Origin of the sequence: Sinorhizobium medicae (assembly GCF_007827695.1) — a bacterium.
Taxonomy (GTDB): Bacteria; Pseudomonadota; Alphaproteobacteria; order Rhizobiales; family Rhizobiaceae; genus Sinorhizobium; species Sinorhizobium medicae.
Genome location: NZ_VITA01000007.1, coordinates 83,168 through 106,009, shown reverse-complemented (window position 1 = coordinate 106,009; position 22,842 = coordinate 83,168). Strand labels below are relative to the sequence as shown.

The 22,842-nt window shown below is 62.3% G+C and carries 16 protein-coding genes; 11 read left to right on the top strand and 5 right to left on the bottom strand.

Features of this window, described 5'->3' with window-relative positions:
• The first annotated feature begins 13 nt into the window (after nucleotides 1-13).
• The 10 genes from FB009_RS14090 (at nucleotide 14) to FB009_RS14045 (ending at nucleotide 15,365) form a co-directional block, all read left to right on the top strand.
• The gene (locus FB009_RS14090; protein WP_145161635.1) at nucleotides 14-892 is read left to right on the top strand and encodes a transglutaminase family protein; all 879 of its coding nucleotides are present in this window, start codon (nucleotides 14-16) and stop codon (nucleotides 890-892) included.
• Between the two features lie 177 nt (nucleotides 893-1,069).
• Nucleotides 1,070-2,329 carry a vWA domain-containing protein gene (locus FB009_RS14085; protein ID WP_012066953.1) on the top strand — a complete coding sequence of 420 codons (1,260 nt, stop codon included), beginning with the start codon at nucleotides 1,070-1,072 and terminating at the stop codon, nucleotides 2,327-2,329.
• Nucleotides 2,330-2,524: 195 nt separating this feature from the next.
• Nucleotides 2,525-5,002: a glycogen/starch/alpha-glucan phosphorylase gene (locus tag FB009_RS14080; RefSeq protein WP_018209387.1), complete on the top strand. Its 2,478-nt coding sequence runs from the start codon at nucleotides 2,525-2,527 to the stop codon at nucleotides 5,000-5,002.
• Nucleotides 4,999-7,209, top strand: coding sequence for a 1,4-alpha-glucan branching protein GlgB (glgB, locus tag FB009_RS14075; protein WP_012066955.1), 2,211 nt, complete (start codon nucleotides 4,999-5,001; stop codon nucleotides 7,207-7,209). The genes FB009_RS14080 and glgB overlap by 4 nt, the downstream gene beginning before the upstream one ends.
• A 111-nt stretch (nucleotides 7,210-7,320) precedes the next feature.
• The gene (glgC, locus tag FB009_RS14070; protein WP_012066956.1) at nucleotides 7,321-8,580 is read left to right on the top strand and encodes a glucose-1-phosphate adenylyltransferase; all 1,260 of its coding nucleotides are present in this window, start codon (nucleotides 7,321-7,323) and stop codon (nucleotides 8,578-8,580) included.
• 6 nt (nucleotides 8,581-8,586) lie between these two features.
• Nucleotides 8,587-10,029 (top strand): glycogen synthase GlgA, encoded by a 1,443-nt coding sequence (gene glgA / locus FB009_RS14065; protein ID WP_012066957.1) that lies wholly within the window; start codon nucleotides 8,587-8,589, stop codon nucleotides 10,027-10,029.
• A gap of 5 nt (nucleotides 10,030-10,034) precedes the next feature.
• Entirely contained in the window at nucleotides 10,035-11,663 is a 1,629-nt protein-coding gene (locus FB009_RS14060) for an alpha-D-glucose phosphate-specific phosphoglucomutase (protein ID WP_012066958.1), read from the top strand.
• Between the two features lie 114 nt (nucleotides 11,664-11,777).
• Nucleotides 11,778-13,742, top strand: coding sequence for a glycogen debranching protein GlgX (glgX, locus tag FB009_RS14055; protein WP_012066959.1), 1,965 nt, complete (start codon nucleotides 11,778-11,780; stop codon nucleotides 13,740-13,742).
• 74 nt (nucleotides 13,743-13,816) lie between these two features.
• Nucleotides 13,817-14,305 (top strand): MaoC family dehydratase, encoded by a 489-nt coding sequence (locus FB009_RS14050; protein ID WP_012066960.1) that lies wholly within the window; start codon nucleotides 13,817-13,819, stop codon nucleotides 14,303-14,305.
• The gene (locus FB009_RS14045; protein WP_012066961.1) at nucleotides 14,298-15,365 is read left to right on the top strand and encodes a DUF2332 domain-containing protein; all 1,068 of its coding nucleotides are present in this window, start codon (nucleotides 14,298-14,300) and stop codon (nucleotides 15,363-15,365) included. The genes FB009_RS14050 and FB009_RS14045 overlap by 8 nt, the downstream gene beginning before the upstream one ends.
• Nucleotides 15,366-15,388: 23 nt before the next feature.
• Here the strand turns inward: FB009_RS14045 and FB009_RS14040 are convergent, their stop codons facing one another.
• Entirely contained in the window at nucleotides 15,389-16,513 is a 1,125-nt protein-coding gene (locus FB009_RS14040) for a zinc-dependent alcohol dehydrogenase family protein (protein ID WP_024311004.1), read from the bottom strand.
• 223 nt (nucleotides 16,514-16,736) lie between these two features.
• Between FB009_RS14040 and FB009_RS14035 the strand changes: the two genes are divergently transcribed.
• Nucleotides 16,737-17,408 carry a DUF4328 domain-containing protein gene (locus FB009_RS14035; RefSeq protein ID WP_012066963.1) on the top strand — a complete coding sequence of 224 codons (672 nt, stop codon included), beginning with the start codon at nucleotides 16,737-16,739 and terminating at the stop codon, nucleotides 17,406-17,408.
• Nucleotides 17,409-17,550: 142 nt separating this feature from the next.
• Here the strand turns inward: FB009_RS14035 and soxG are convergent, their stop codons facing one another.
• From soxG to FB009_RS14015, 4 genes are all read right to left on the bottom strand, one after another.
• Nucleotides 17,551-18,105, bottom strand: coding sequence for a sarcosine oxidase subunit gamma family protein (gene soxG, locus FB009_RS14030; RefSeq protein ID WP_012066964.1), 555 nt, complete (start codon nucleotides 18,103-18,105; stop codon nucleotides 17,551-17,553).
• Nucleotides 18,098-21,091 (bottom strand): sarcosine oxidase subunit alpha, encoded by a 2,994-nt coding sequence (locus FB009_RS14025; protein ID WP_012066965.1) that lies wholly within the window; start codon nucleotides 21,089-21,091, stop codon nucleotides 18,098-18,100. The genes soxG and FB009_RS14025 overlap by 8 nt, the downstream gene beginning before the upstream one ends.
• Nucleotides 21,088-21,429, bottom strand: a complete 342-nt coding sequence (locus FB009_RS14020) for a sarcosine oxidase subunit delta (RefSeq protein WP_012066966.1) — start codon at nucleotides 21,427-21,429, stop codon at nucleotides 21,088-21,090. The genes FB009_RS14025 and FB009_RS14020 overlap by 4 nt, the downstream gene beginning before the upstream one ends.
• A 119-nt stretch (nucleotides 21,430-21,548) precedes the next feature.
• Nucleotides 21,549-22,802: a sarcosine oxidase subunit beta family protein gene (locus FB009_RS14015; RefSeq protein ID WP_012066967.1), complete on the bottom strand. Its 1,254-nt coding sequence runs from the start codon at nucleotides 22,800-22,802 to the stop codon at nucleotides 21,549-21,551.
• Between the last annotated feature and the right edge of the window lie 40 nt (nucleotides 22,803-22,842).

Below are 22,842 nucleotides of genomic sequence, written 5' to 3'. Positions count from 1 at the left end.
GGAGGCGGGTTCCATGCTCTATGACATCAGCCTGAAGATCACCTACGGTTACGAGGCTCCGGTAAGCGGCGGCAGGCATCTCGTGCGCGTACTGCCTGTCTCCATTCCCGAGCGCCAGCGTCTCGTTGCGGGATCGGTGACTTGCCAGCCGGCGCCAGACGAGCGGCTGGAAGGCAGGGACTTCTTTGCCAATCATACGACGTCCATCCTGTTCCGATCCGCGCACGATCATCTCGTCATCCTCATGAAAGCGCGCATTCAGGCGGAGACGCCTGCGATCACGGCCGATCTGTCACCTCCGCTCGGCGCCCTTCCCGCCGAGCTTGCCGGCTTGTGGTCCGTCGATTCGGAATCTCCCCATCATTTCATCGGTCCAAGTCCGCTCCTGCCGGCCGTGCCGGAGATCGCCGCCTATGCCCGCGCCATCGCCGGCGAAAACATGACGATCGAGCAGATCGGGGCCAGCATCTGTAATCGCATCCATCGAGACTTCGTCTACGACGCCGAGGCAACGACCGTGAACACCACGGCCGCGCAAACCTTCGAGCTGAAGCGCGGCGTCTGCCAGGACTTCGCCCATGTGATGATCGTGGCGCTGCGCAGTCTCGGTATCCCGGCCGGCTATGTCAGCGGGTTCCTAAGAACCCTGCCGCCGCCGGGCCAGGAGCGGCTCGAAGGCGCCGATGCCATGCATGCATGGGTCCGTTTCTGGTGCGGCACCAACTGCGGCTGGCTCGAACTCGATCCGACCAATGATATTCGCGCCGGCACCGACCACATCGTGGTCGGCCATGGCCGCGATTACGGCGACGTGGCACCGGTGATCGGGGTGCTGAAAGGCTACGGCAGTCACACGACGGAACAGGCCGTCGACGTCGTTCCAGTCGGATGACCCGGAACGGGACAGGCGTCCCGTTCCCGCACAAGCGGCCATTCAAGGAACCCCAGAATAAGCAGAGGTTTTTTCGGCAGTTGGATAAAATTGCACCGACTGCCGGAATGGGAAAGTAACGTCTCCGCCGTATTTGTCGTCCCGAGTTTGCGGATCTGTTCTTCTGGGGTGGCAACAATGGGAAGACGTAACAATGCAGGCCTGTCCTTCATGAGGATGCTGCGGGATCGAGGCGGGAATTTCGGGATGATGACGGCGCTGGTCGCGCCGCTACTCCTTGCCGTCGGCGGGGTATCCGTCGACGTCGCCAACATGCTGATGACCAAGAACCAGCTTCAGGACGCAACCGACGCGGCAGCGCTCGCGGCCGCCTCCGCTCTCGTATCCGACGCGAGGCCAGACATCGAAGAGGCAAAGGACCTCGCGCGCAAGTTCCTGAAGACGCAGGCGGCAGCGGCGACCGCGTCGGACCTCCCGGACGAGGGGCCGTCGATAGGGGCGCGCGGCGGCGGGAATGCGGATGACGAAGTACCTGCGACGCCCCGGTGGGAGGATGTGAATGCTACGGAAATCGACATCACCGCGACGCCGAACGGTGCAAAGGGGAAGTCTTTCCAGGTTACCGTCGCCAACAAGCACCTGCTCCAGTTCAATGCCATGACGCGTCTGCTCGGCCCGGAGTCGATCGAGATCGAAACCCGATCCACCGCCGAGAGCGCGACGGAGAGCAAGAACGCCCTGTCCATGTATCTGGTGCTCGACCGGTCCGGGTCGATGGCGTGGAAAACCAACACGATAAACACAGGCAAGGCGAAATGCCCCAACTACACGGAGGCGAACTGGAGCAAGTATCCGGACCTCAAGGCTACCGGCCCCTGCTATGTAACGAAGATTGATGCCCTGAAGACAGCGGTTGGCGACCTCCTCGCCCAGCTTGTCACGGCGGACCCGGAATCGGCCTATGTCCGCACCGGTGCGATCTCCTACAATTCCGCCCAGGACGCGGCGAGCAGTCTTTCCTGGGGAACGAGAGGTGCAGCCGGTTATGTCGACGCCCTGGTCGCCATAGGCGGGACCGCCTCCGGCAACGCCTTCAAGACCGCGTTCCAGAAGGTCACCAACGCTGCGGAAGACAGCGAGCACGGTGCAAAGAACGGTCAGGTGCCGACGAAGTACATCGTGTTCATGACCGATGGCGAAAACAACCATGCCAATGACGACACCGTCACCAGGCAGTGGTGCGACACAGCCAAAGCAAGCAAGGTCCAGATCTACAGCGTTGCATTCATGGCGCCGGATCGCGGCCAGAAGCTGCTGAAGTCCTGTGCTTCGTCTTCCTCCCACTATTTCGAAGCGGAGGAGGCGTCCGATCTCGTCGCCGCCTTCAAGGCGATCGGCGAACGCGCGGCCGCGTCGGTATCCCGCTTGACGAAATGATCCTGAAGTCCAGCTCAAGTGGCGCCCGGTTTTGCCGGGCTGCCTTTTGATTCGGCTGCTACCACAAGTGGGTGCTGTCAAGCATCTGCTGTTTTAATCCTTTTAAAAACACCTGTTGCAAGCGCTTCGGATCGATGCATAAATTGCCTTGACCTGGTCGGTTCCGACCCGGGGCTTCCGAAATGCAATAAGGGTATGACAGTTCTCATGATGAATCGGCTCTCCAACACCGAACTGCCGCAACCCGCCCCCAGATCCTCGGAACCCAGCCAGCTTGCAGTCGAAATCCTCGAGCGCCTGAAGTATCGCATCGGCAAGGATCCGAAAGTCGCCAAGCCGCATGACTGGCTGACGGCCGCCATTCTCGTCGCACGTGACCGCATCACCGACAAATGGATGGATTCCACCCGCAAGACCTACTCGACCGGTGCAAAGCGCGTCTATTACATGTCGCTCGAGTTCCTCATCGGCCGCATGATGCGCGATGCGATGACGAATCTGGGGCTTATGGACGAAATGCGGGACGCCCTCGCTTCGCTTGGTGTGGATATCGACGTGATCGCCGCGCTCGAGCCGGACGCGGCACTCGGCAATGGCGGTCTCGGCCGCCTCGCCGCCTGCTTCATGGAATCGATGGCGACCGTCGACGTGCCTGCCTATGGCTATGGCATCCGCTACATGCACGGTCTCTTTCGCCAGCAGATGGCCGACGGTTGGCAGGTGGAACTGCCGGAAACGTGGCTGGCCCATGGCAACCCCTGGGAATTCGAACGCCGCGAATGCTCCTACGAGATCGGCTATGGCGGCAGCGTGGAAACGGTCAACATCGACGAGGAAGTGCAGCGCTACGTTTGGAAGCCGGCTGAGCGCGTCATCGCCACCGCCTTCGATACGCCCGCCGTCGGCTGGCGGGCGACGCGTGTTAACACGCTCCGCCTCTGGGCCGCGCAGCCGATCGACCCGATCCTGCTGGACGCCTTCAATGCGGGCGACCATATCGGGGCTCTGCGCGAAAGCAACAAGGCCGAAAGCCTGACGCGCGTGCTCTATCCGGCCGACGCCACGCCGGCCGGCCAGGAACTCAGGCTCCGACAGGAATATTTCTTTTCCTCCGCCTCGCTTCAGGACATCCTGCGCCGGCACCTGCAGCAATATCCGGATTTCACGTCGCTTCCCGATGCCGTTGCCATTCAGCTCAACGACACGCATCCAGCCGTCTCCGTGGCCGAACTCGTACGTCTTTTGAGCGACGTCCACGGATTGGATTTCGAGCAGTCCTGGGACATCGCACGACGGACCTTCTCCTATACCAACCACACCCTGCTGCCTGAAGCGCTCGAGAGCTGGCCGGTTCCGCTCTTCGAGAGGCTGCTGCCTCGCCACATGCAGATCGTCTACGCCATCAACGCCAAGATTTTGATCGAAGCGCGCAGGGTGAGGTACGCGACGGACGAGGCGATCCGCAACATCTCGCTCATCGACGAGACGGGCGAGCGGCGCGTCCGCATGGGCAATCTGGCCTTTGTCGGCTCGCACTCGATCAACGGCGTATCGGCTCTGCATACCGAGCTGATGAAGGAAACTGTCTTCGCCGATCTGCATGCGCTCTATCCGGACCGCATCAACAACAAGACCAACGGCATCACGCCGCGACGTTGGCTCATGCAGTGCAATCCGGATCTGTTCGGTCTGATCCGCGAGGCGATCGGCGACGAATTCATAGACAATACCGAGGCGCTTCAGGCGCTCGACGCCTTTGCCGATAACGCGGATTTCCAGGAGCGTTTCGCAGCCGTCAAACGCGCCAACAAAGTGCGGCTTGCGAAGCTGATCCAGGCCAATCTCGGCATCCGGCTCGATCCCTCGGCGATGTTCGACATCCAGATCAAGCGCATCCACGAATACAAGCGGCAGCTGCTGAACCTTATCGAAGCCGTGGCGCTTTACGATCAGATCCGCTCACACCCCGAGCTCGACTGGGTGCCGCGCGTCAAGCTCTTCGCCGGAAAAGCGGCGCCAAGCTACCACAACGCCAAGCTGATCATAAAACTTGCCAATGACATCGCCCGCGTCATCAACAACGATCCGGCGGTCCGCGGGCTCCTGAAAGTCGTCTTCATCCCGAACTACAACGTTTCGCTTGCGGAGGTGATGGTCCCGGCGGCCGACCTTTCGGAGCAGATATCGACGGCCGGCATGGAAGCGTCGGGCACCGGAAACATGAAGTTCGCCCTGAACGGAGCGCTGACCATCGGCACGCTCGACGGGGCTAATGTCGAGATGCGAGACTGGGTCGGAGAGGAGAACATCCAGATCTTCGGCATGACTGCCGAGGACGTGGGCAAGGCGCGGGCCGAAGGGCACAATCCGCGCGCCATCATCGAAAATTCGCGTGAACTCTCGCAAGCGCTCTCGGCGATCGCGTCAGGCGTCTTCTCCCCCGATGATCGAAATCGCTTCTCGGGCCTCGTCGACGGACTCTATAACCACGACTGGTTCATGGTTGCGGCCGATTTCGAAGCCTACGCCAAGGCGCAGCGCGAAATCGACCAGCTCTGGACCAAGCCAGCCGCCTGGTATTCGAAGGCGGTCCGCAATACCGCCCGGATGGGCTGGTTCTCATCCGATCGAACGATCCGGCAATATGCCGGAGAGATCTGGAGAGCCGGATGACGGTTCCCCCCGGCCAGGATCCAGCTCCCGCCCCGTCAGGCACGCTGCCAGCGCCGGAAATTGCGGCAATACTTTCCGGCACCCATAGCGACCCCTTTGCCGTCCTTGGAGTCCACGCCGCGGGCAAGACATTTGTTGCCCGATGCTTCATTCCCGGAGCGGAGACGGTCGTTGCGGAGACGCTTGCCGGGAACGAACTCGGCACGCTCGTGCGGCGCGACGAGGCCGGCTTCTTCGAGGGGCCGGTGGCCTTGAGCAAGGAGCAACCCGTCCGCTACCGCGCTCGCAATGGCGGCGGCGAATGGACGGTCATCGATCCCTACAGCTTCGGTCCCGTGCTCGGGCCGATGGACGATTACTATATCCGCGAGGGCTCGCATCTTCGCCTCTTCGACAAGATGGGTGCGCATCCGATCTCGCATGAAGGCGCGGAGGGCTTTCACTTCGCCGTCTGGGCGCCGAACGCGCGGCGCGTCTCCGTCGTCGGGAACTTCAATGAATGGGACGGGCGCCGGCACGTGATGCGCCTGCGCGTGGACACCGGTATTTGGGAAATCTTCATACCCGGCGTGCCGGTCGGCACACCCTACAAGTACGAAATTGTCGACCGTCAAGGCACGCTCTTGCCGTTGAAAGCCGACCCTTTTGCCCGCCGGTCGGAACTCAGGCCCGACACGGCTTCCATGACGGCGGCCGAAATCGCTCAGGTTTGGGAAGATGAGGCGCATCGGCGCCACTGGGCCGAGCTCGATCCGCGCCGCCAGCCGATCTCGATCTACGAGGTCCACGCCGCCTCATGGCAGCGTCGCGACAATGGCGACATGCTCTCCTGGGACGAGCTGGCGGAAAGGCTGATCCCCTATTGCGTCGACATGGGCTTCACCCATATCGAGTTCCTGCCCATTTCGGAATATCCCTATGACCCGTCCTGGGGCTACCAGACCACCGGCCTGTATGCGCCGACCGCACGCTTCGGCGAGCCGGAGGGCTTTGCGCGCTTCGTCAACGGTTGCCACAAGGTCGGCCTCGGCGTCATCCTCGACTGGGTGCCGGCGCATTTCCCGACGGACGAACACGGGCTGCGCTGGTTCGACGGCACCGCCCTCTACGAGCATGCGGATCCACGCCAGGGCTTTCACCCCGACTGGAACACTGCAATCTACAATTTCGGCCGTCAGGAGGTCGTCGCCTTTCTGGTCAACAACGCCCTCTACTGGGCGGAGAAATTCCATGTCGACGGCCTGCGCGTCGATGCGGTCGCTTCGATGCTTTATCTCGACTATTCGCGAAAGCATGGCGAATGGGTGCCGAACGAATATGGCGGCAACGAAAACCTCGAGGCCGTGCGTTTCCTGCAGACGATGAATTCCAGCATATACGGTATTCACCAGGGCGTGCTGACCATCGCCGAGGAGTCGACCTCCTGGCCGAAGGTCTCGCACCCGGTGCATGCGGGCGGCCTCGGCTTCGGGTTCAAGTGGAACATGGGCTTCATGCATGACACGCTGCAATATCTCGCGCGCGAGCCCGTTCATCGGAAGTTCCACCATAACGACCTGACTTTCGGGCTGCTCTATGCCTTCAGCGAAAACTTCGTGCTGCCGCTCTCTCATGACGAGGTCGTGCACGGCAAGGGATCGCTGATCGCCAAGATGGCCGGCGATGACTGGCAGAAATTCGCCAATCTCAGGGCCTATTACGGTTTCATGTGGGGCTATCCCGGCAAGAAGCTGCTTTTCATGGGACAGGAATTCGCGCAGTGGCGAGAGTGGTCTGAGGACCGCGCACTCGACTGGAACCTGCTCGAATACAATCTGCACGAAGGAATGCGCCGCCTGGTGCGCGACCTGAACGGTACCTACCGCTCGAAGCCGGCGCTGCACGCGCGCGACTGCGAGGGCGACGGATTCGAGTGGCTGATTGCCGATGACCGTCAAAATTCCGTCTTCGCCTGGCTCAGGAAAGCACCCGGTGAGAAGCTCGTCGCCGTCATCACCAATTTCACTCCCGTCTACCGCGAACATTACGACATACCGCTTCCGGTCGCCGGGCGCTGGAAGGAAATCCTCAACACCGACGCGGAAATCTACGGAGGAAGCGGCAAGGGTAACGGCGGCGCCGTCATTGCGGAAAAGAGAGCGAACGGAGAGACAATCGCCACCATCACGCTGCCGCCTCTGGCGGCACTGATGCTGGAGCAGGATTAGAGGTCCCGCCCGGCTGGAAATGGCACGTCGGGCGGAGCAGGAGTAAGGGCTGCGAGCGTCGGAAAGAGCACGCCGGGCAGTCCTCCGAAATGACTTTGGGGAGGATGAACAGTGGAAAAACGTACGCAACCCCTAGCCCGTGATGCCATGGCCTATGTGCTTGCCGGGGGCCGCGGCAGCCGGCTCAAGGAACTGACCGACCGCCGCGCAAAACCCGCTGTCTACTTCGGCGGCAAGGCGCGGATCATCGATTTCGCGCTTTCCAACGCGCTGAACTCCGGCATCCGTCGCATAGGCGTCGCCACGCAGTACAAGGCCCACTCGCTGATTCGGCACCTCCAGCGCGGCTGGAACTTCTTCCGGCCGGAGCGTAACGAGAGCTTCGACATCTTGCCGGCAAGCCAACGCGTCTCGGAAACACAATGGTACGAAGGCACCGCCGACGCGGTCTACCAGAACACCGACATCATCGAGGATCATGGCGTCGAATTCATGGTCATTCTCGCCGGCGACCACGTCTATAAGATGGACTACGAGCTGATGCTGCAGCAGCACGTCGATTCGGGCGCCGACGTGACCGTCGGCTGCCTCGAAGTGCCGCGGATGGAGGCGACGGGCTTCGGCGTCATGCATGTCGACACCGAAGACCGCATCATCGCCTTCGTCGAAAAGCCGGCCGATCCGCCGAGCATTCCCGGCAACCCGGAGATGGCGCTCGCGTCCATGGGCATCTATGTGTTCCACACGAAATTCCTGATGGACATGCTGCGCCGGGACGCCGCCGACCCGAAATCGAGCCGCGACTTCGGCAAGGACATCATCCCCTACATCGTAGAGCACGGCAAAGCGGTTGCCCACCGCTTCACCCATTCCTGCGTCCGGTCCGACTTCGAACGTGAGGCCTATTGGCGCGACGTCGGCACCATCGACGCCTACTGGCAGGCCAATATCGACCTTACCCATATCACGCCCGAACTCGACATCTATGACAGCACCTGGCCGATCTGGACTTTCTCCGAGATCAAGCCGCCTGCCAAATTCGTCCATGACGATGAAAATCGCCGCGGCTCAGCCACATCCTCGCTCGTCTCGGGCGATTGCATCATATCGGGCGCCGCGCTCAACAGGAGTCTGCTCTTCACCGGTGTCAGGGTGAATTCATACTCCAGACTCGAAAATGCCGTAGTTCTCCCCGACGTGACGATCGGGCGCCATTCGATCCTGCGGAACGTGGTCATCGACAGCCGCGTCGTCATTCCGGAGGGACTGGTCGTCGGCGACGATCCGGAGCTCGACGCGAAACGCTTCCGCCGCACGGAGAGCGGCGTTTGCCTGATCACGCAGCCAATGATCGACAAACTGGGAATGTAGCCGAGTATGAACATCCTTTCAGTCGCGTCCGAAGTCTACCCGCTGGTGAAGACGGGGGGCCTGGCCGACGTCGTCGGCGCACTGCCCACAGCACTTCTCCCGCATGGCGTACGGACGCGCACGCTGGTACCCGGCTACCCCTCGGTGCTGCAGAAACTGAAGAAGAGAAAAAAAGCCGGCCGCTTCGACAATCTCTTCGGCCAGCCTGCGACAGTGCTTTCCGCAGAAGTCAACGGAATGGACCTGCTCGTCCTGGATTATCCCGCTCTCTACGACCGCGACGGCGGACCTTATCTGGATACGACCGGGCTCGATCATGCCGATAATTTCCGCCGCTTCGCCGCACTCTCGCTGGCAGCCGCCGAGATTGCAGGCAACGGCGTGGTCCCGAACTGGAAGCCGGATATCGTCCACGTCCACGACTGGCAGGCGGCGCTGGCGCCGGTCTATATGCGCTTCGGCTCCGCATCTGACATCCCGTCCGTCATGACGATCCACAACATCGCCTTCCAGGGACAGTTCGGCGCTTCTGTGTTCCCGGAACTGGCGCTGCCGCCGAATGCCTTCTCCACCGAGTTCGTCGAATATTACGGGGATGTATCTTTCCTCAAAGGCGGCCTGCAGACGGCAAGCGCAATCACCACGGTCAGCCCCTCATACGCGCAGGAGATCCTGACGCCCGAATTCGGCATGGGTCTCGACGGGCTCCTTGCAAGCCGCGTTGCGGACCTGACGGGCATCGTCAACGGCATCGATGGAGACACCTGGAACCCGCAGACGGACCCGCATATTCCGGCCCATTACGGTCCCGCAACGCTCAAGCGGCGGGCCGGCAACCGCAAGGCACTGGAAGAGCGCTTCGGTCTGGAAAGAGGCCCGGGGCCGATTTTCTGCGTCATCAGCCGCCTCACCTGGCAGAAAGGCATGGACCTCGTTGCAGAAGCGGCCGACGATATCGTGGCACTCGGCGGCAAACTCGTCGTGCTGGGCTCGGGCGAGCCGGCGCTCGAAGGCGCACTCATGGCTGCCGCCTCGCGCCACCGCGGACATATCGGCATGGTGACCGGTTATGACGAACCGCTTTCGCATCTCGTGCAGGCAGGTGCCGATGCGATCCTCATTCCATCGCGTTTCGAACCCTGCGGCCTTACACAACTCTACGGCCTGCGCTATGGCTGCGTTCCCGTCGTGGCCCGCACCGGCGGCCTCACCGATACCATCATCGACGCCAATGAGGCGGCGCTTTCGGCGAAGTGTGCGACTGGATTTCACTTCCTGCCCGTGACGGCCGACGGGCTGAAGCTTGCGATCCGCCGCGTCATGCGTGCATACAATGAACCGAAGCTCTGGGCACGCCTGCAGACCCAGGGCATGAAGTCCGACGTTTCCTGGGCAAAAAGCGCGGAACGCTACGTCTCGCTTTACTCCGCTCTTCTCGCGAAAGGCTAAGACAAATGACAAGAACCGTCTCCACCAATCCTTATAGCGACCAGAAGCCGGGCACCTCTGGCCTGCGCAAGAAAGTTCCGGTTTTCCAGCAGAAAAATTATGCCGAGAACTTCATCCAGTCGATCTTCGACTCGCTTGATGGCTTCGAAGGCCAGACGCTGGTGATCGGCGGCGATGGCCGCTACTACAACCGCGAGGTCATTCAGAAGGCTATCAAGATGGCGGCCGCGAACGGCTTTGGCCGTGTGCTCGTCGGCCGCGGCGGCATTCTCTCGACTCCGGCCGCGTCCCATGTCATCCGCAAGTACAAGGCGTTCGGCGGCATCGTGCTTTCGGCGAGCCACAATCCCGGCGGCCCCACCGAAGACTTCGGCATCAAGTACAATGTCGGCAATGGCGGCCCGGCCCCCGAAAAGGTCACCGACGCGATCTTTGCCCGCAGCAAGACGATCGACAGCTACAGGATCGTCGACGCGCCGGACGTGAACCTCGACGCGGAAGGCAGCCATCAGGTCGACGACATGACGGTGACCGTCATCGATCCGGTCGCCGATTATGCCGAGTTGATGGAAAGCCTGTTCGACTTCGATGCGATCCGCAAACTGATCGCGGGCGGCTTCCGCGTCGTCTTCGACGCCATGAGCGCAGTCACCGGGCCCTATGCCAAGGAGATCATCGAGAAGCGGCTCGGCGCACCCAAGGGCTCGGTCATGAATTTCATACCGCTGCCCGACTTCGGCGGACATCATCCGGATCCGAATCTCGTCCACGCGCGCGCTCTCTACGAGACGATGATGGCGCCTGATGCGCCCGATTTCGGCGCCGCGTCGGATGGCGACGGCGACCGGAATTTGATCATCGGCAAGAGCATCTTTGTCACTCCGTCTGATAGCCTTGCAATGCTCGCAGCCAATGCGCACCTCGCCCCGGGCTATGCCAAAGGACTTGCAGGGATAGCACGCTCCATGCCGACGAGCGGCGCGGCTGACCGTGTGGCCGAGAAGCTCGGTATCGGCATCTACGAGACGCCGACCGGCTGGAAGTTCTTCGGCAATCTGCTCGACGAGGGATTGGCGACGATCTGCGGGGAGGAAAGCGCCGGCACCGGATCGAACCACGTTCGCGAAAAAGACGGCCTCTGGGCCGTGCTGCTCTGGCTCAACATCCTTGCGGCGCGCAAGGAAAGCGCGCTCGAGATCGCCCGCAAGCACTGGGCGACCTACGGCCGGAACTACTATTCCCGCCACGACTACGAAGAGGTCGACTCCGATGCGGCGAACAGTCTGATCACTGCGCTTCGCGACAAGCTGGCCGCGCTGCCCGGCACGAGCTTCGGCGCGCTCACGGTCGATACGGCCGACGATTTTTCCTACCATGATCCAGTCGACAAGTCGGTCAGCAAAAACCAGGGCATCCGCATCCTTTTCAAGGGGGGATCGCGCGTCGTCTATCGCCTGTCCGGCACGGGGACGTCGGGAGCGACACTGCGCGTCTATATCGAGCGCTACGAACCGGATCCGGCGCGACATGATCTCGACACGCAGGAAGCGCTCGCCGATCTGATCGCCGTTGCCGACGAGATCGCCGAGATCAAGGCACGCACCGGCCGCGACCAACCGAGCGTCATCACCTGAGGTGTTGTATCAACGCCGCCCTCTGTGCGCCCTTTCCCCCTCCGCCCTGCCGGGCAGAGGGGGATCAACACCGGCACTGACTTGAGCTGCAATATCATGAGGGGGCCCGCACTCATGCCGACGACCGGCTTTCCACCACTCGGCGTGACACGGGCAGCCGACGGAACACGCTTTACGGTCTGGTCGCATAATGCAGCCCGCATCGATCTCTGCCTGTTCGACGGAGCCGGGATGGCAGAGCTCAGCCGCCTGCCGATGCTGCGCGATGGCGACGTCCACAGCATCATTCTGCCCGACATAGCGCCCGGCACCCGCTACGGCCTGCGCGCCGACGGCGTGTACTCCCCGGATCATGGGCTTTGGTTCGATCCGTCGAAGCTTCTGGTCGACCCTTACGCGGTCGAGCTCGACGGGCCTTTTCGTCACGATCCGCGGCTGACGGCCTTCGGCGAAGACACGGCCGACCTCGTCCCGAAAGCAGTCGTCACGGAAGCGAAGACGGTAAAACCCGGGCCTCCACTCTTTTCATCGGGCGCGCTGATCTACGAAGTTGCGGTCAAGCCGTTTACGATCCTTCACCCGGGCGTACCGGAAAAGAAACGCGGCACTGTGGCGGCTCTGGCCGAACCCGCCATCATCGAACATCTCACGCGCCTCGGGGTTTCCGCGGTCGAACTCATGCCGGTGGTTGCCTGGATCGACGAGCGGCATCTGCCTCCGCTCGGCCTGCGCAACGGTTGGGGCTACAATCCGATTGCGCCGATGGCTCTCGATCCGCGCCTGGTGCCGGGCGGCATCAGGGAACTGCGCGAAACCGTAGATGCCCTGCATCAGGCCGGCATCGGCGTCATCCTTGATCTCGTCTTCAACCATTCCGGCGAGAGCGATCGTTTCGGCGCCACGCTTTCGATGCGCGGACTGGACAACCTGACCTATTATCGCCATGCCACCGGCCGGCCGGGCGAACTCATCAACGACACGGGCTGCGGCAACACGATCGCCTGCGACCACCCGGTCGTCCAGCGACTGATCGTCGACAGTTTGCGGCATTTCGTACTTGCCGCCGGCATTGACGGTTTCCGCTTCGACCTCGCCTCGATTCTCGGCCGCGACATGGGTGGCTTCCGCCGCGATGCCGCGCTTTTCTCGGCGATGGCAGCCGACCCGGTCCTTTGCGACCGCGTGTTCATCGCCGAGCCCTGGGACACCGGGCCCGGCGGCTACCAGCTCGGCAATTTCCCGCCTCCCTTTCTGGAATGGAACGATCGGGCACGCGACGACATCCGCCGCTACTGGCGCGGCGATCGTCACACGGTCGGTGCGTTTGCGACAGCGCTCGCCGGCTCCTCCGCCAGCTTTTCTCGATGGGGCGAGACGGACACCCGCAGCCTCAACTTCATCGCCGCCCACGATGGCTTCACGTTGATGGATCTCGTCTCCTACGCCCGCAAGCACAATGAGGCGAACGGCGAGGGTAATCGGGATGGCCACGACGAGAACTTCTCGTGGAACAACGGTGCCGAAGGTCCGGTAACGGATCCGGAGATCGCCTCTTTCCGGCAGCGCGATGTCATGGCGCTCCTCAGCACTCTCTTCGCCTCGCGCGGTGCAATCATGATGAGAGCCGGCGATGAAGGCGGCCACAGTCAGGGCGGCAACAACAACGCCTATGCGCAGGACAATGCCGTGACCTGGCTCGACTGGAGCAAACCGGACGGCACACTCGTCGAGCACTCTGCACGGCTTTCCGCCATGCGCCGGCGTTTCGGCGTCTTTGCCGAGACCGCCTTCTTCACCGGCATCGACGATGTCGCCTGGCTATGTCTCGATGGAGAGCCCCTAACCGTCGAGCAATGGGAGCACCCCGCCACCGACAATCTCGTCATGATGCTTGCGACCGAAGATCGCCACCAGAAAAAAGCCACCCGGCTTGCCGTGGTCGTCAACCGCAGCCACGCGCCACACCCGATCCGGCTTCCGGCGAACCTCAAGAACGAATGGCGCGACGCTCTCTCGGATGGACCGGCACCGGCAAGCGTACCAGCCCGTTCGGTCACCTTTCTCGTCGAGTTTTTTTAACGACTTACGACCACTTGCTAGACCTTGCCCGGCCGGCCTATAGATCGGCAGGGGAGGCTATTTAGGACAGCCATATGCCGCAGGATATTTCACTTTCCGACATCAAGGAGCTGATCGGCAAGGAGCTCGGCGTCTCCGACTGGATTACCGTGACGCAAAAAACGATCGACCGGTTCGCCGAGGCGACGGGTGACTTCCAGTACATTCACACCGATCCGGTGCGCGCTGCCGCGGAAACGCCTTTCGGTGGTACGATCGCACATGGCTTCCTGTCGCTGTCGCTGCTTTCGGCGATGAACTACAATTGTCTGCCTAAGATCCGCGAGCAGACGATGGGCATCAACTACGGCTTCGACAAGGTGCGCTTCATGGCGCCAGTCAAGAGCGGTGCGCGCGTACGCGGCCGCTTTACGATGGCGGACGCACGTTTCCGAGGGGCCGGAATGCTGATGATTACCTACGATGTTACCGTCGAAATCGAAGGCGAAAGGAAACCGGCGCTGACCGCGACCTGGCAGACGATCATCCAGTTCGATCCGAAAGACCGGCCAGCAGATGTCTGACGCGACGCCAGCCGGGACGCGCGTTCGCGATGCTTTCCGAGATCAGGCAAGATCCTGCGACGAACTGGGATCGCCATTTACCGCCCGGCTCTGCCGTCTCGTCGCCGATCGACTGGCGACAGGGTCGAAAGTTGGCACGCATGTCCTCGGCTGGCATGGCGACCCGACCTCAAAAGGCGATTCGGTGCCGCTACGCCTTGCCGGTGCCTTGCATGCGCTGGTCCTCTCCGGCCGCGACGAGGAGCTCGAGGCAAGCTATCCACCGAACCGATACGACGACGAAGCCCTCTGGCAGGCGATCACTCGGGCAATGGAGCAGCAGGCCGGTTTCATCCTCGACCGCCTCATCTCGGCGCCGCAGACCAATGAGGTGCGTCGCTCCGCCGCCCTTCTTCCCGGTTTTCTCACTGTGGCGCAGCTTTTCGGAAAACCACTTCTGCTTTCGGAGGTCGGCGCCAGTGCGGGCTTGAACCTGCACTGGGACCGCTACCGCTACGCTCTGGCGGGCAACCATTGGGGCAATGAAGCCAGTGCTGTGGCCATCGCACCTGAATGGTCGGGAGCAAGGCCGCCCCTGCGGAATGTCGAAATCATCGACCGCGCCGGGTGCGACCTCAATCCCATCGATCCGTCCGATAGCGAGGATCGGCTTCGGCTTCTCTCCTATGTCTGGGCCGACCAGCAGGACCGGATCGACCGCACGAGGCAAGCACTGGAGCTCGCCGCCTTTCACGGCAGCCTGGTCGAGCGGGCGGACGCGATCGACTGGCTGAGGATGCGCTTGTCGATCGCCCATTCGGGCGCTGCCCACGTTGTCTATCACTCGATCGCCTGGCAATACCTGCCGCAAATCGCCCGCAACGCAGGTGAGGCTCTGATTTCCGCCGCGGGGGCGGCTGCGACATCTGAGGCTCCGCTTGCCCGACTCCAGATGGAAGCCGACGGTCAGGCGCCCGGCGCGGCACTTTCACTGCAGATCTGGCCGAGCGGCGACAAGCATCTCGTCGGCCGTGCCGACTTTCACGGACGCTGGGTCGCCTGGCAGGGATGGCCGACATGATTTCCGTGACAATGGTGAAGTGATCAGAACTCTATCACGTGTCTGATCACGCGGCCCTGATCCAGAAGGTCGAAGGCTTCGTTGATCTCCTCAAGCGGACCCGTGCTGGACAGTAACCGGTCGACGGGCAGCCTGCCGCGCTGATAGAGCGCGATGAACCGCGGAATGTCGCGCGCGGGCACACAGCTTCCCATGTAACTTCCGCGCATACTGCGCTCTTCCGCAACGAGGCTCACTGCCGGGATGGAGATCTGGCTCGAAGGATGAGCAAGCCCCGCGGAAACCGTCAGCCCTCCTCTCCGTGTGATGTGATAGGCAAGTTCGAAGGCCTTGGCGGAGCCCGCCGCCTCGACCGCATGATCGACGCCGCCACGGGTCGCGAGGCGGATTTTTTCGGCCGCGTCAGAGTCTGCCGCCAGGACGGTATCCGTGGCACCGAGCGAAAGGGCGAGTTTCAGCTTGTCCTCCGCGAGATCCACCGCGACGATGCGCTCGGCACCGGCGGCGACAGCACCGAGAAGAGCCGCCAGCCCTACCCCGCCCAGCCCGACGACCGCAACGGATTCGCCCGGCCGCACGCGGCACGTATTGACGATCGCCCCGACTCCGGTGAGCACGGCACAGCCGAACAGCGCCGCCTCGACCAACGGCAGATCCGCCTCGATCTTGACGACGGATTGGCGGGAAACCACCGAATAATCGGCAAAACCCGAAACACCGAGGTGATGGTTGACCGGAACGTCCTGGCAATGCAGCCGGCGCTCGCCGGAAAGCAGAGTGCCCTTGCCGTTCGCTTCCGCTCCGGGAAGGCAGAGTGCCGGCCGCCCTTCCGCGCAGGGCAGACAATGCCCGCAACTCGGCATGAAGCTCATCACCACCCGGTCGCCGGCGGCGAGATCATGCACATTGCTTCCGACCGCCTCTACCGTCCCGGCGGCCTCGTGCCCAAGCACCATCGGCACCGGCCGCGGCCGGTCGCCATTGATGACCGACAGGTCGGAGTGACAGAGGCCGGCGGCCCCGATCTTCACGAGCAATTCATCCGGCCCCGGCGGATCGAGCTCGATCGTCTCGATCGAAAGCGGCCTCGTATGGGCGTAGGGCCTCCCGACAGGTGATGTCCTCAGCAGCGCCGCACGTGTCTTCAAGCTCTTTCCTCCCGTTTGCAGTTCGTGCGAGGAAATATAGATGCCATTGTCTCCCGTAAGTCGAGATGCGGGAGAGCCCGTCTTCACTCTCCCCCTGCTGCGGACCGTTAGCGAGCCCGGTTGAGAGGCCGACCGCCAATCGAGCAACGACTGGCCGGAACAGATCGTGTTGCCCTGAATAAGTTTTCGTGCAACATTGGGTAAATACAACCTAGAGGGGAACATGAAAGCTTGGAGCAAATGGTTAACTCGGCTCTTCTGCCTGATTATCCTGGTCGACGTCGTTGGCATTGCTTCAAGCTACGGACAGCATCGACTTCTTGATCAATTCGAAACTGCGCTTGCCGTTAATGACACAATGCTGGCGGCAGCCGAGAGCAATGACCTCCGTCAACAAGTTGTTGCCGGGCTGCAAGTCTTCTTGTGGATCTGCGCAATGATCGCCTCGCTCACATGGATCAGGAGCGCGAACCAGAGCGCTCGCGCTCGGGGGGCAGTCGGGATGCGATTCACGCCGAATTGGTCTATCGGCTGGTATTTCATTCCGATCGCAAGCCTCTGGATGCCTTATCAGGCCATGAAGGAAATATGGCAGGCGGGACGCGGAGGAGATGCCTGGAAAGAGGACCAGGTACCCGACTTTTTTCCGATTTGGTGGTTCGTGTGGCTCTTCAACATATTCGTGAGCAAGGCCGTGCTCAGGAATACTCTGAACACCGAGACGATAGCTGAACTCAAGCACGCCACCGTCATTGCGATAGCGTCTGATGCAGCGAGTATCGTACTATACCTGATGTTTTTATCCGTCGTTCGAGAGGTGTGCCGCCGACACACTTCCGACCCTTCAAAAGAAAGCGATTATAACCGCCCGATGCAAGAAAGCCTGCCGGGTTAAGACCTGTTCCGAGGGGCGGCAGGTTGCCTTGGCTAGGCAGCTTCGCCCAGGCCGGGCCGACGGGCGGCGGCTCGTCTCGTTCGCCCCCGCCTCCTTGCGGAAGAAGGGCTTCAGGCCGAAGAAAGGCCGACGCTACGCCGCGTCAGTGCCCGGCGTCTTCCGCGCCTTCCGACAATAGCCCGAACACGAAGGGCGAGAACGACCGCCAGCATTCGACGCGGAAGGTATCCTCGGCGGTGCGCAGGAGCACGATCTCCGCCTTGCCGAATATCGTGCGCGAGCAGGCACCAACGGGAAAAAGGGCGAGCGACAGGTCCTGCGGGCAGCCGCTGTTGATCGCCGCCTCCGCGCCGGGTCCGCTGACGATGACAGCAGTGTTCCGATGCGAGACGTCGACGGCCGAGTGCAGGGCTCCGCTCGACGCGGCCGCCGCAACCAGATCGGCACCCTCCTCGTCGATGACCAGCCACTCATCGGGGCCGAGCCAGAGCGCGTGGCGTTTTCCTGTTGATGCAGAGGTCTTCGGCCGCAAGGGAACGGTCACACCGAGCGCGGCGGAGAGAGCGGATATGGCGTCATGGCCGGCGCGCAGCGAAATGCGCGAAGCCGGTTCCGCCGGCGTCAGGATCGCCGCCGGCGAGCCGCCACGGCGGCCGGCGAGCGGAGCTTTGCGGGTAGCGATTGCCTGGTCAGCCATGGAGGCGACCTCCTTCCTTGTCAAAAAACACCATGTCGCTTACCTCGACGGCGATCGTCCGGTCGGCCATCGGCACATAGAGCGTCTGCCCGTGGCGCGCGCGGCCGCCGGCGACCACCGCCAGCGCGATCGAACGGCCGCAGTTCGGCGACCAGTAGGACGAGGTCACATGGCCAAGCATGGTCATCGGCTTCGGCTGGTTCGGATCGGCAACGATCTGCGCCCCTTCCTCCAGCACCACCTGCGGGTCCTTCGCAAGCAGCCCGACAAGCTGCTTGCGGCCTTCCTTGACCAGATCCGGCCGCTTCATTCCGCGAATGCCGACGAAATCCGGCTTTTTCTTCGAAACTGCCCAGGAGAGGCCGGCATCTTCAGGCGTAAGAGTGCCGTCCGTGTCCTGGCCGACGATGATGTATCCCTTCTCGGCGCGCAGAACGTGCATTGTCTCCGTGCCGTAGGCGCAGGCTCCCATCGGCTCGGCCCTTGCCCAGATCGCTTCCCACACGGCCTGCCCGAAATCGGCGGGAACGTTGACTTCGAAACCGAGCTCGCCGGTGAACGACATTCGGAAGAGCCGGGTCGGAACACCGCAAATGCTCCCTTCCGCAACACTCATATGCGGGAAGGCCTCTTTCGATAGATCGATGCCTTCGACAAGCGGCGCGATGATCTCGCGCGCCCTCGGCCCCTGTACGGCGATAACGGCCCATTGCTCGGTCGTCGAAGTCAGCCACACCTTCAGATGCGGGAACTCCGTCTGAAGATAGTCCTCCATGTGGTGCAGCACCCGCGGTGCGCCGCCGGTCGTCGTCGTCACATGGAAGCGGTCATCGGCCAGACGGCCGACGACGCCGTCGTCATAGACGAAGCCGTCATCGCGAAGCATGATGCCGTAGCGGCAGCGGCCAGGCTTCAGATTGTCCCAGGCATTGGTATACATGAGGTTCAGGAACGCGGCTGCATCAGGGCCGACCACCTCGATTTTTCCGAGGGTCGATGCATCGAAGACTCCGGCCACGTCGCGAACGGTTTTGCATTCGCGCGCGACCGCCTCGTGCATGTTCTCGCCCGCCTTCGGATAGAACCAGGCGCGTTTCCAGTTGCCGACGTCCTCGAACTCGGCGCCATGCGCCTCCTCCCACGCATGGATCGGCGTCTTTCTGGCGGGATCGAAGAGATTTCCGCGCGAGTGGCTGACGATGGTCCCGAAGGTCACCGGCGTGTAGGGCTGGCGGAAGGTCGTGAGCCCCACCTGAGGGATTTCCTTGCCCAGCGCTTCGGCGGCGATCGCAAGGCCATGCATGTTCGAGAGCTTACCCTGGTCGGATGCCATCCCGTTGGTCGTGAACCGCTTGATGTGCTCGATCGAATGCATCCCTTCTCGCACCGCCAGGCGGATATCCTTCGCGCAGACGTCGTGCTGGAAGTCGATGAAGGCCTTGACCGTCGTATCCTGCCCCGCGCCTTCCGCTGCGCCGATCATGCCGCCCGTCCATTCGAAGGCATTGCGGCCGGAGAGCGCAACCTGCACGCCACCTTCCGCACCCGCTGCACGGGCTGCCAGTTCACCGGCGGCAAGCGCCTCGTCGATCGTCGCCTGCAGGTCGTCCGTGCCGTTGCAGGCGCCAACGGAGAGGCATTCTTGCGCATAGGTTCCCGGCAGGAACCGCTCCGTCGCCGCATCGAAGGTCACCTTGCCGCGCGACTGCGAGAAGAGATGCACCGAAGGTATCCAACCGGCAGAGACCAGCAGTGCGTCGACCGCGATCTTGCGTGCCGCTCCGCCGCCGTTCCGAGCGACGCTGATGGAGGAGATGCGCAGCTTGCCGGATGTGTTGACGACCGATTGACCGCTCAGCACTTCGATGCCGAGGCTTCGCGCCTCCGCAAGCACCATGTCGCCCGGCTTTTCGCGGCAATCGACGATAGCAGGGATGTCGATGCCGGCCTTTCTGAGGTCGAAGGCCGCCTCATAGGCGGAATCATGGGCTGCATAGATGCCCACCTTTTTGCCGACGGCGACGCCGAAATGGTTGAGATAGGTGCGGCCGGCCGAGGCCAGCATGATCCCGGGACGATCATTGTTGGGGAAGACCATGTGGCGCTCGATGGCGCCGTTGGCGAGAATGACCTTTTTCGCGCGCACCTGCCACAGCCGCTCACGCGGGAGCGCCTTGTCGGGCGCGGGCAGGTGATCCGTCACGCGCTCTACGAGGCCTACGAAATTGTGGTTGTAATATCCGAAGGCCGTCGTGCGGGTCAGCAGCGTGACATTGTCCATTGCCGCCAGCGCCTTGCCCGTCGCCAGCGCCCAGTCATAGCCCGCCCTGCCGTCGATCTCGCTGCCGCTGTCGTAATGCAGGGCACCGCCGACAGCCGGCTGTTCGTCGCACAGGATCACCTTCGCGCCGGCATTAGCCGCCGCAAGTGCCGCCGCAAGCCCCGCGGCGCCGGCGCCGACCACAAGCACGTCGCAATGGACATAGCGGCTTGCATAATGGTCAGGGTCTGTCTCCGTCGGCGCTACACCGAGACCGGCGGCCCGACGGATAAAGGGCTCATAGAGCTTATGCCAGGCGGCTTTCGGCCACATGAAGGTCTTGTAATAAAATCCCGCTGCGAAGAAGGGCGACAAGAGATCGTTGAAACCGCCGACGTCGAAGGCAAGCGAAGGCCAACGGTTCTGCGACGACACTCTCATGCCGTCGAAGACCTCCTGCACGGTGGCGCGGACGTTCGGCTGCCGGCGGGCGGCATCGCGAGAAACGTCGAGCAAAGCATTCGGCTCCTCGGCGCCTGCGGAAAGAATGCCGCGCGGACGGTGATATTTGAACGAACGGCCGACGAGATGAATGTCGTTGGCAATGAGCGCCGAGGCGATGGTGTCGCCCTCGAGCGCCGTCAGCGTCCGGCCGTCGAAGGTGAAGCGGGCGGTGCGCGCCGGTGTCAGGCGGCCCGCGCCTGAAATGCGGTTGACCCCGGTCATTCTGCCACTCCTTCCAATGCCTCGTAGGTCTCGACCGTTTCGTTCGTCTTCGGCTCGGCATCGAGGTCGGGCTTCGGCTCGCCGGCCTTGTAGGTCACGTGGAAGCGGTCGCTTACGGTGTCACGGACAGCATTGAAAAAGCGGCCGCAGCCGTGGATATGGCGCCATCTCTCATAGATCAGCCCTTTCGGGTTCTGACGGAGGAAGAAGTATTCCTCGAATTCTTCATCGCTGATCTCGGCGATATTGGCCGGCCGGACGATATGGGCATCGCCGGCATTGCGGAATTCGAGCTCGGAGCGCTCTTCTTCGCAATAGGGGCAGTAAATCAACAGCATCTGGAATGTCCTCGCATCAGAGCGCCGCGCTTCAGCGGAAGGCGCGAAAGGCCGCTCTATGTTCGTTTCTCTGAAGCATAACCGTATCGATCCTCGCTTCGCTCCGGTAAGCTCATGCTTTAATGGGCAACGGCGGCAGCCGCCGCCTCGTCGATGAGCCGCCCGGTGCGAAAGCGCTCGAGGGTAAGCCCCGCGGCCAGCCGGTGCGGCTCCCCGCGCGCGATGAGATGAGCGAAGAGATTGGCCGAACCCGGCGTCGCCTTGAAACCGCCCGTTCCCCATCCGGCATTGAGATAAAGGCCGGGCACCGGCGTCACGCCTTGAATCGGCGAACGATCCTGAGTGACATCGACGATGCCGCCCCATTGCCGCATCATCTTGACGCGACGAAACATCGGGAAGAGCTCACAGATCGCATCCAATGTATGCGTGATGATCTGCAGCCCGCCGGTCTGCGAGTAGGAGTTATATTGGTCGGTGCCGGCGCCGATAACGAACTCGCCCTTATCGGACTGCGAAATATACGCATGCACGGAGTTCGACATGACGACGCAGGGGAAGATGGGCTTCAAGGGCTCGGAAACGAGCGCCTGCAGCGGTTGGCTCTGCAGCGGGACGCGCACATCCGCCATCTGCATCAGAACCGACGAGTGGCCCGCAGCCGAGATGCCGACCTTCTTCGCACCGATGAAACCGCGATTGGTGTCGACGCCGGTCACATGCCCGGTTTCGTCGCGCCTGATGCCGGTCACTTCGCAGTTCTGGATGATGTGGACGCCACGGTCCGACGCAGCGCGGGCATAGCCCCAGGCAACCGCGTCGTGGCGCGCCGTACCGCCGCGGCGCTGCAGTGCCGCGCCGTTGATCGGATATCGGGCGGTCTTCGAGATATCGAGCGGCGGGCAGTAGGCCTTCGCCTGTTCCGGCGTCAGCCACTCATTATCGATGCCGTAGAGCCGGTTGGCATTGATATGCCGCTTGAAGGACTGCTGGTCGTGGATGTTGTGCGAAAGCATCATCACGCCGCGCGGCGAGTACATCACGTTGTAATTCAGGTCCTGCGACAGGTTCTCCCAGAGCTTCAGCGAATGCTCGTAGATGTCCATGCTCTCTTCATAGAGATAGTTGGACCGGATGATCGTCGTGTTTCGGCCGGTGTTGCCGCCGCCGATCCAGCCTTTCTCGAGCACGGCGACATTGGTTATGCCATGCTCTTTGGCAAGATAGTAGGCCGCGCCGAGGCCATGGCCGCCACCCCCGATGATGATTGCGTCATATTGCTTGCGCGGCTCCGGCGAGGCCCAGTGCGGGCCCCAACCCTTGTGCCCGCGCAGCGCTTCGCGCGCCACGGCAAAAACAGAATATTTGCGCATCCGCCTGCTACTCCATGAACCGGTAAACGTCCGTTGGCGT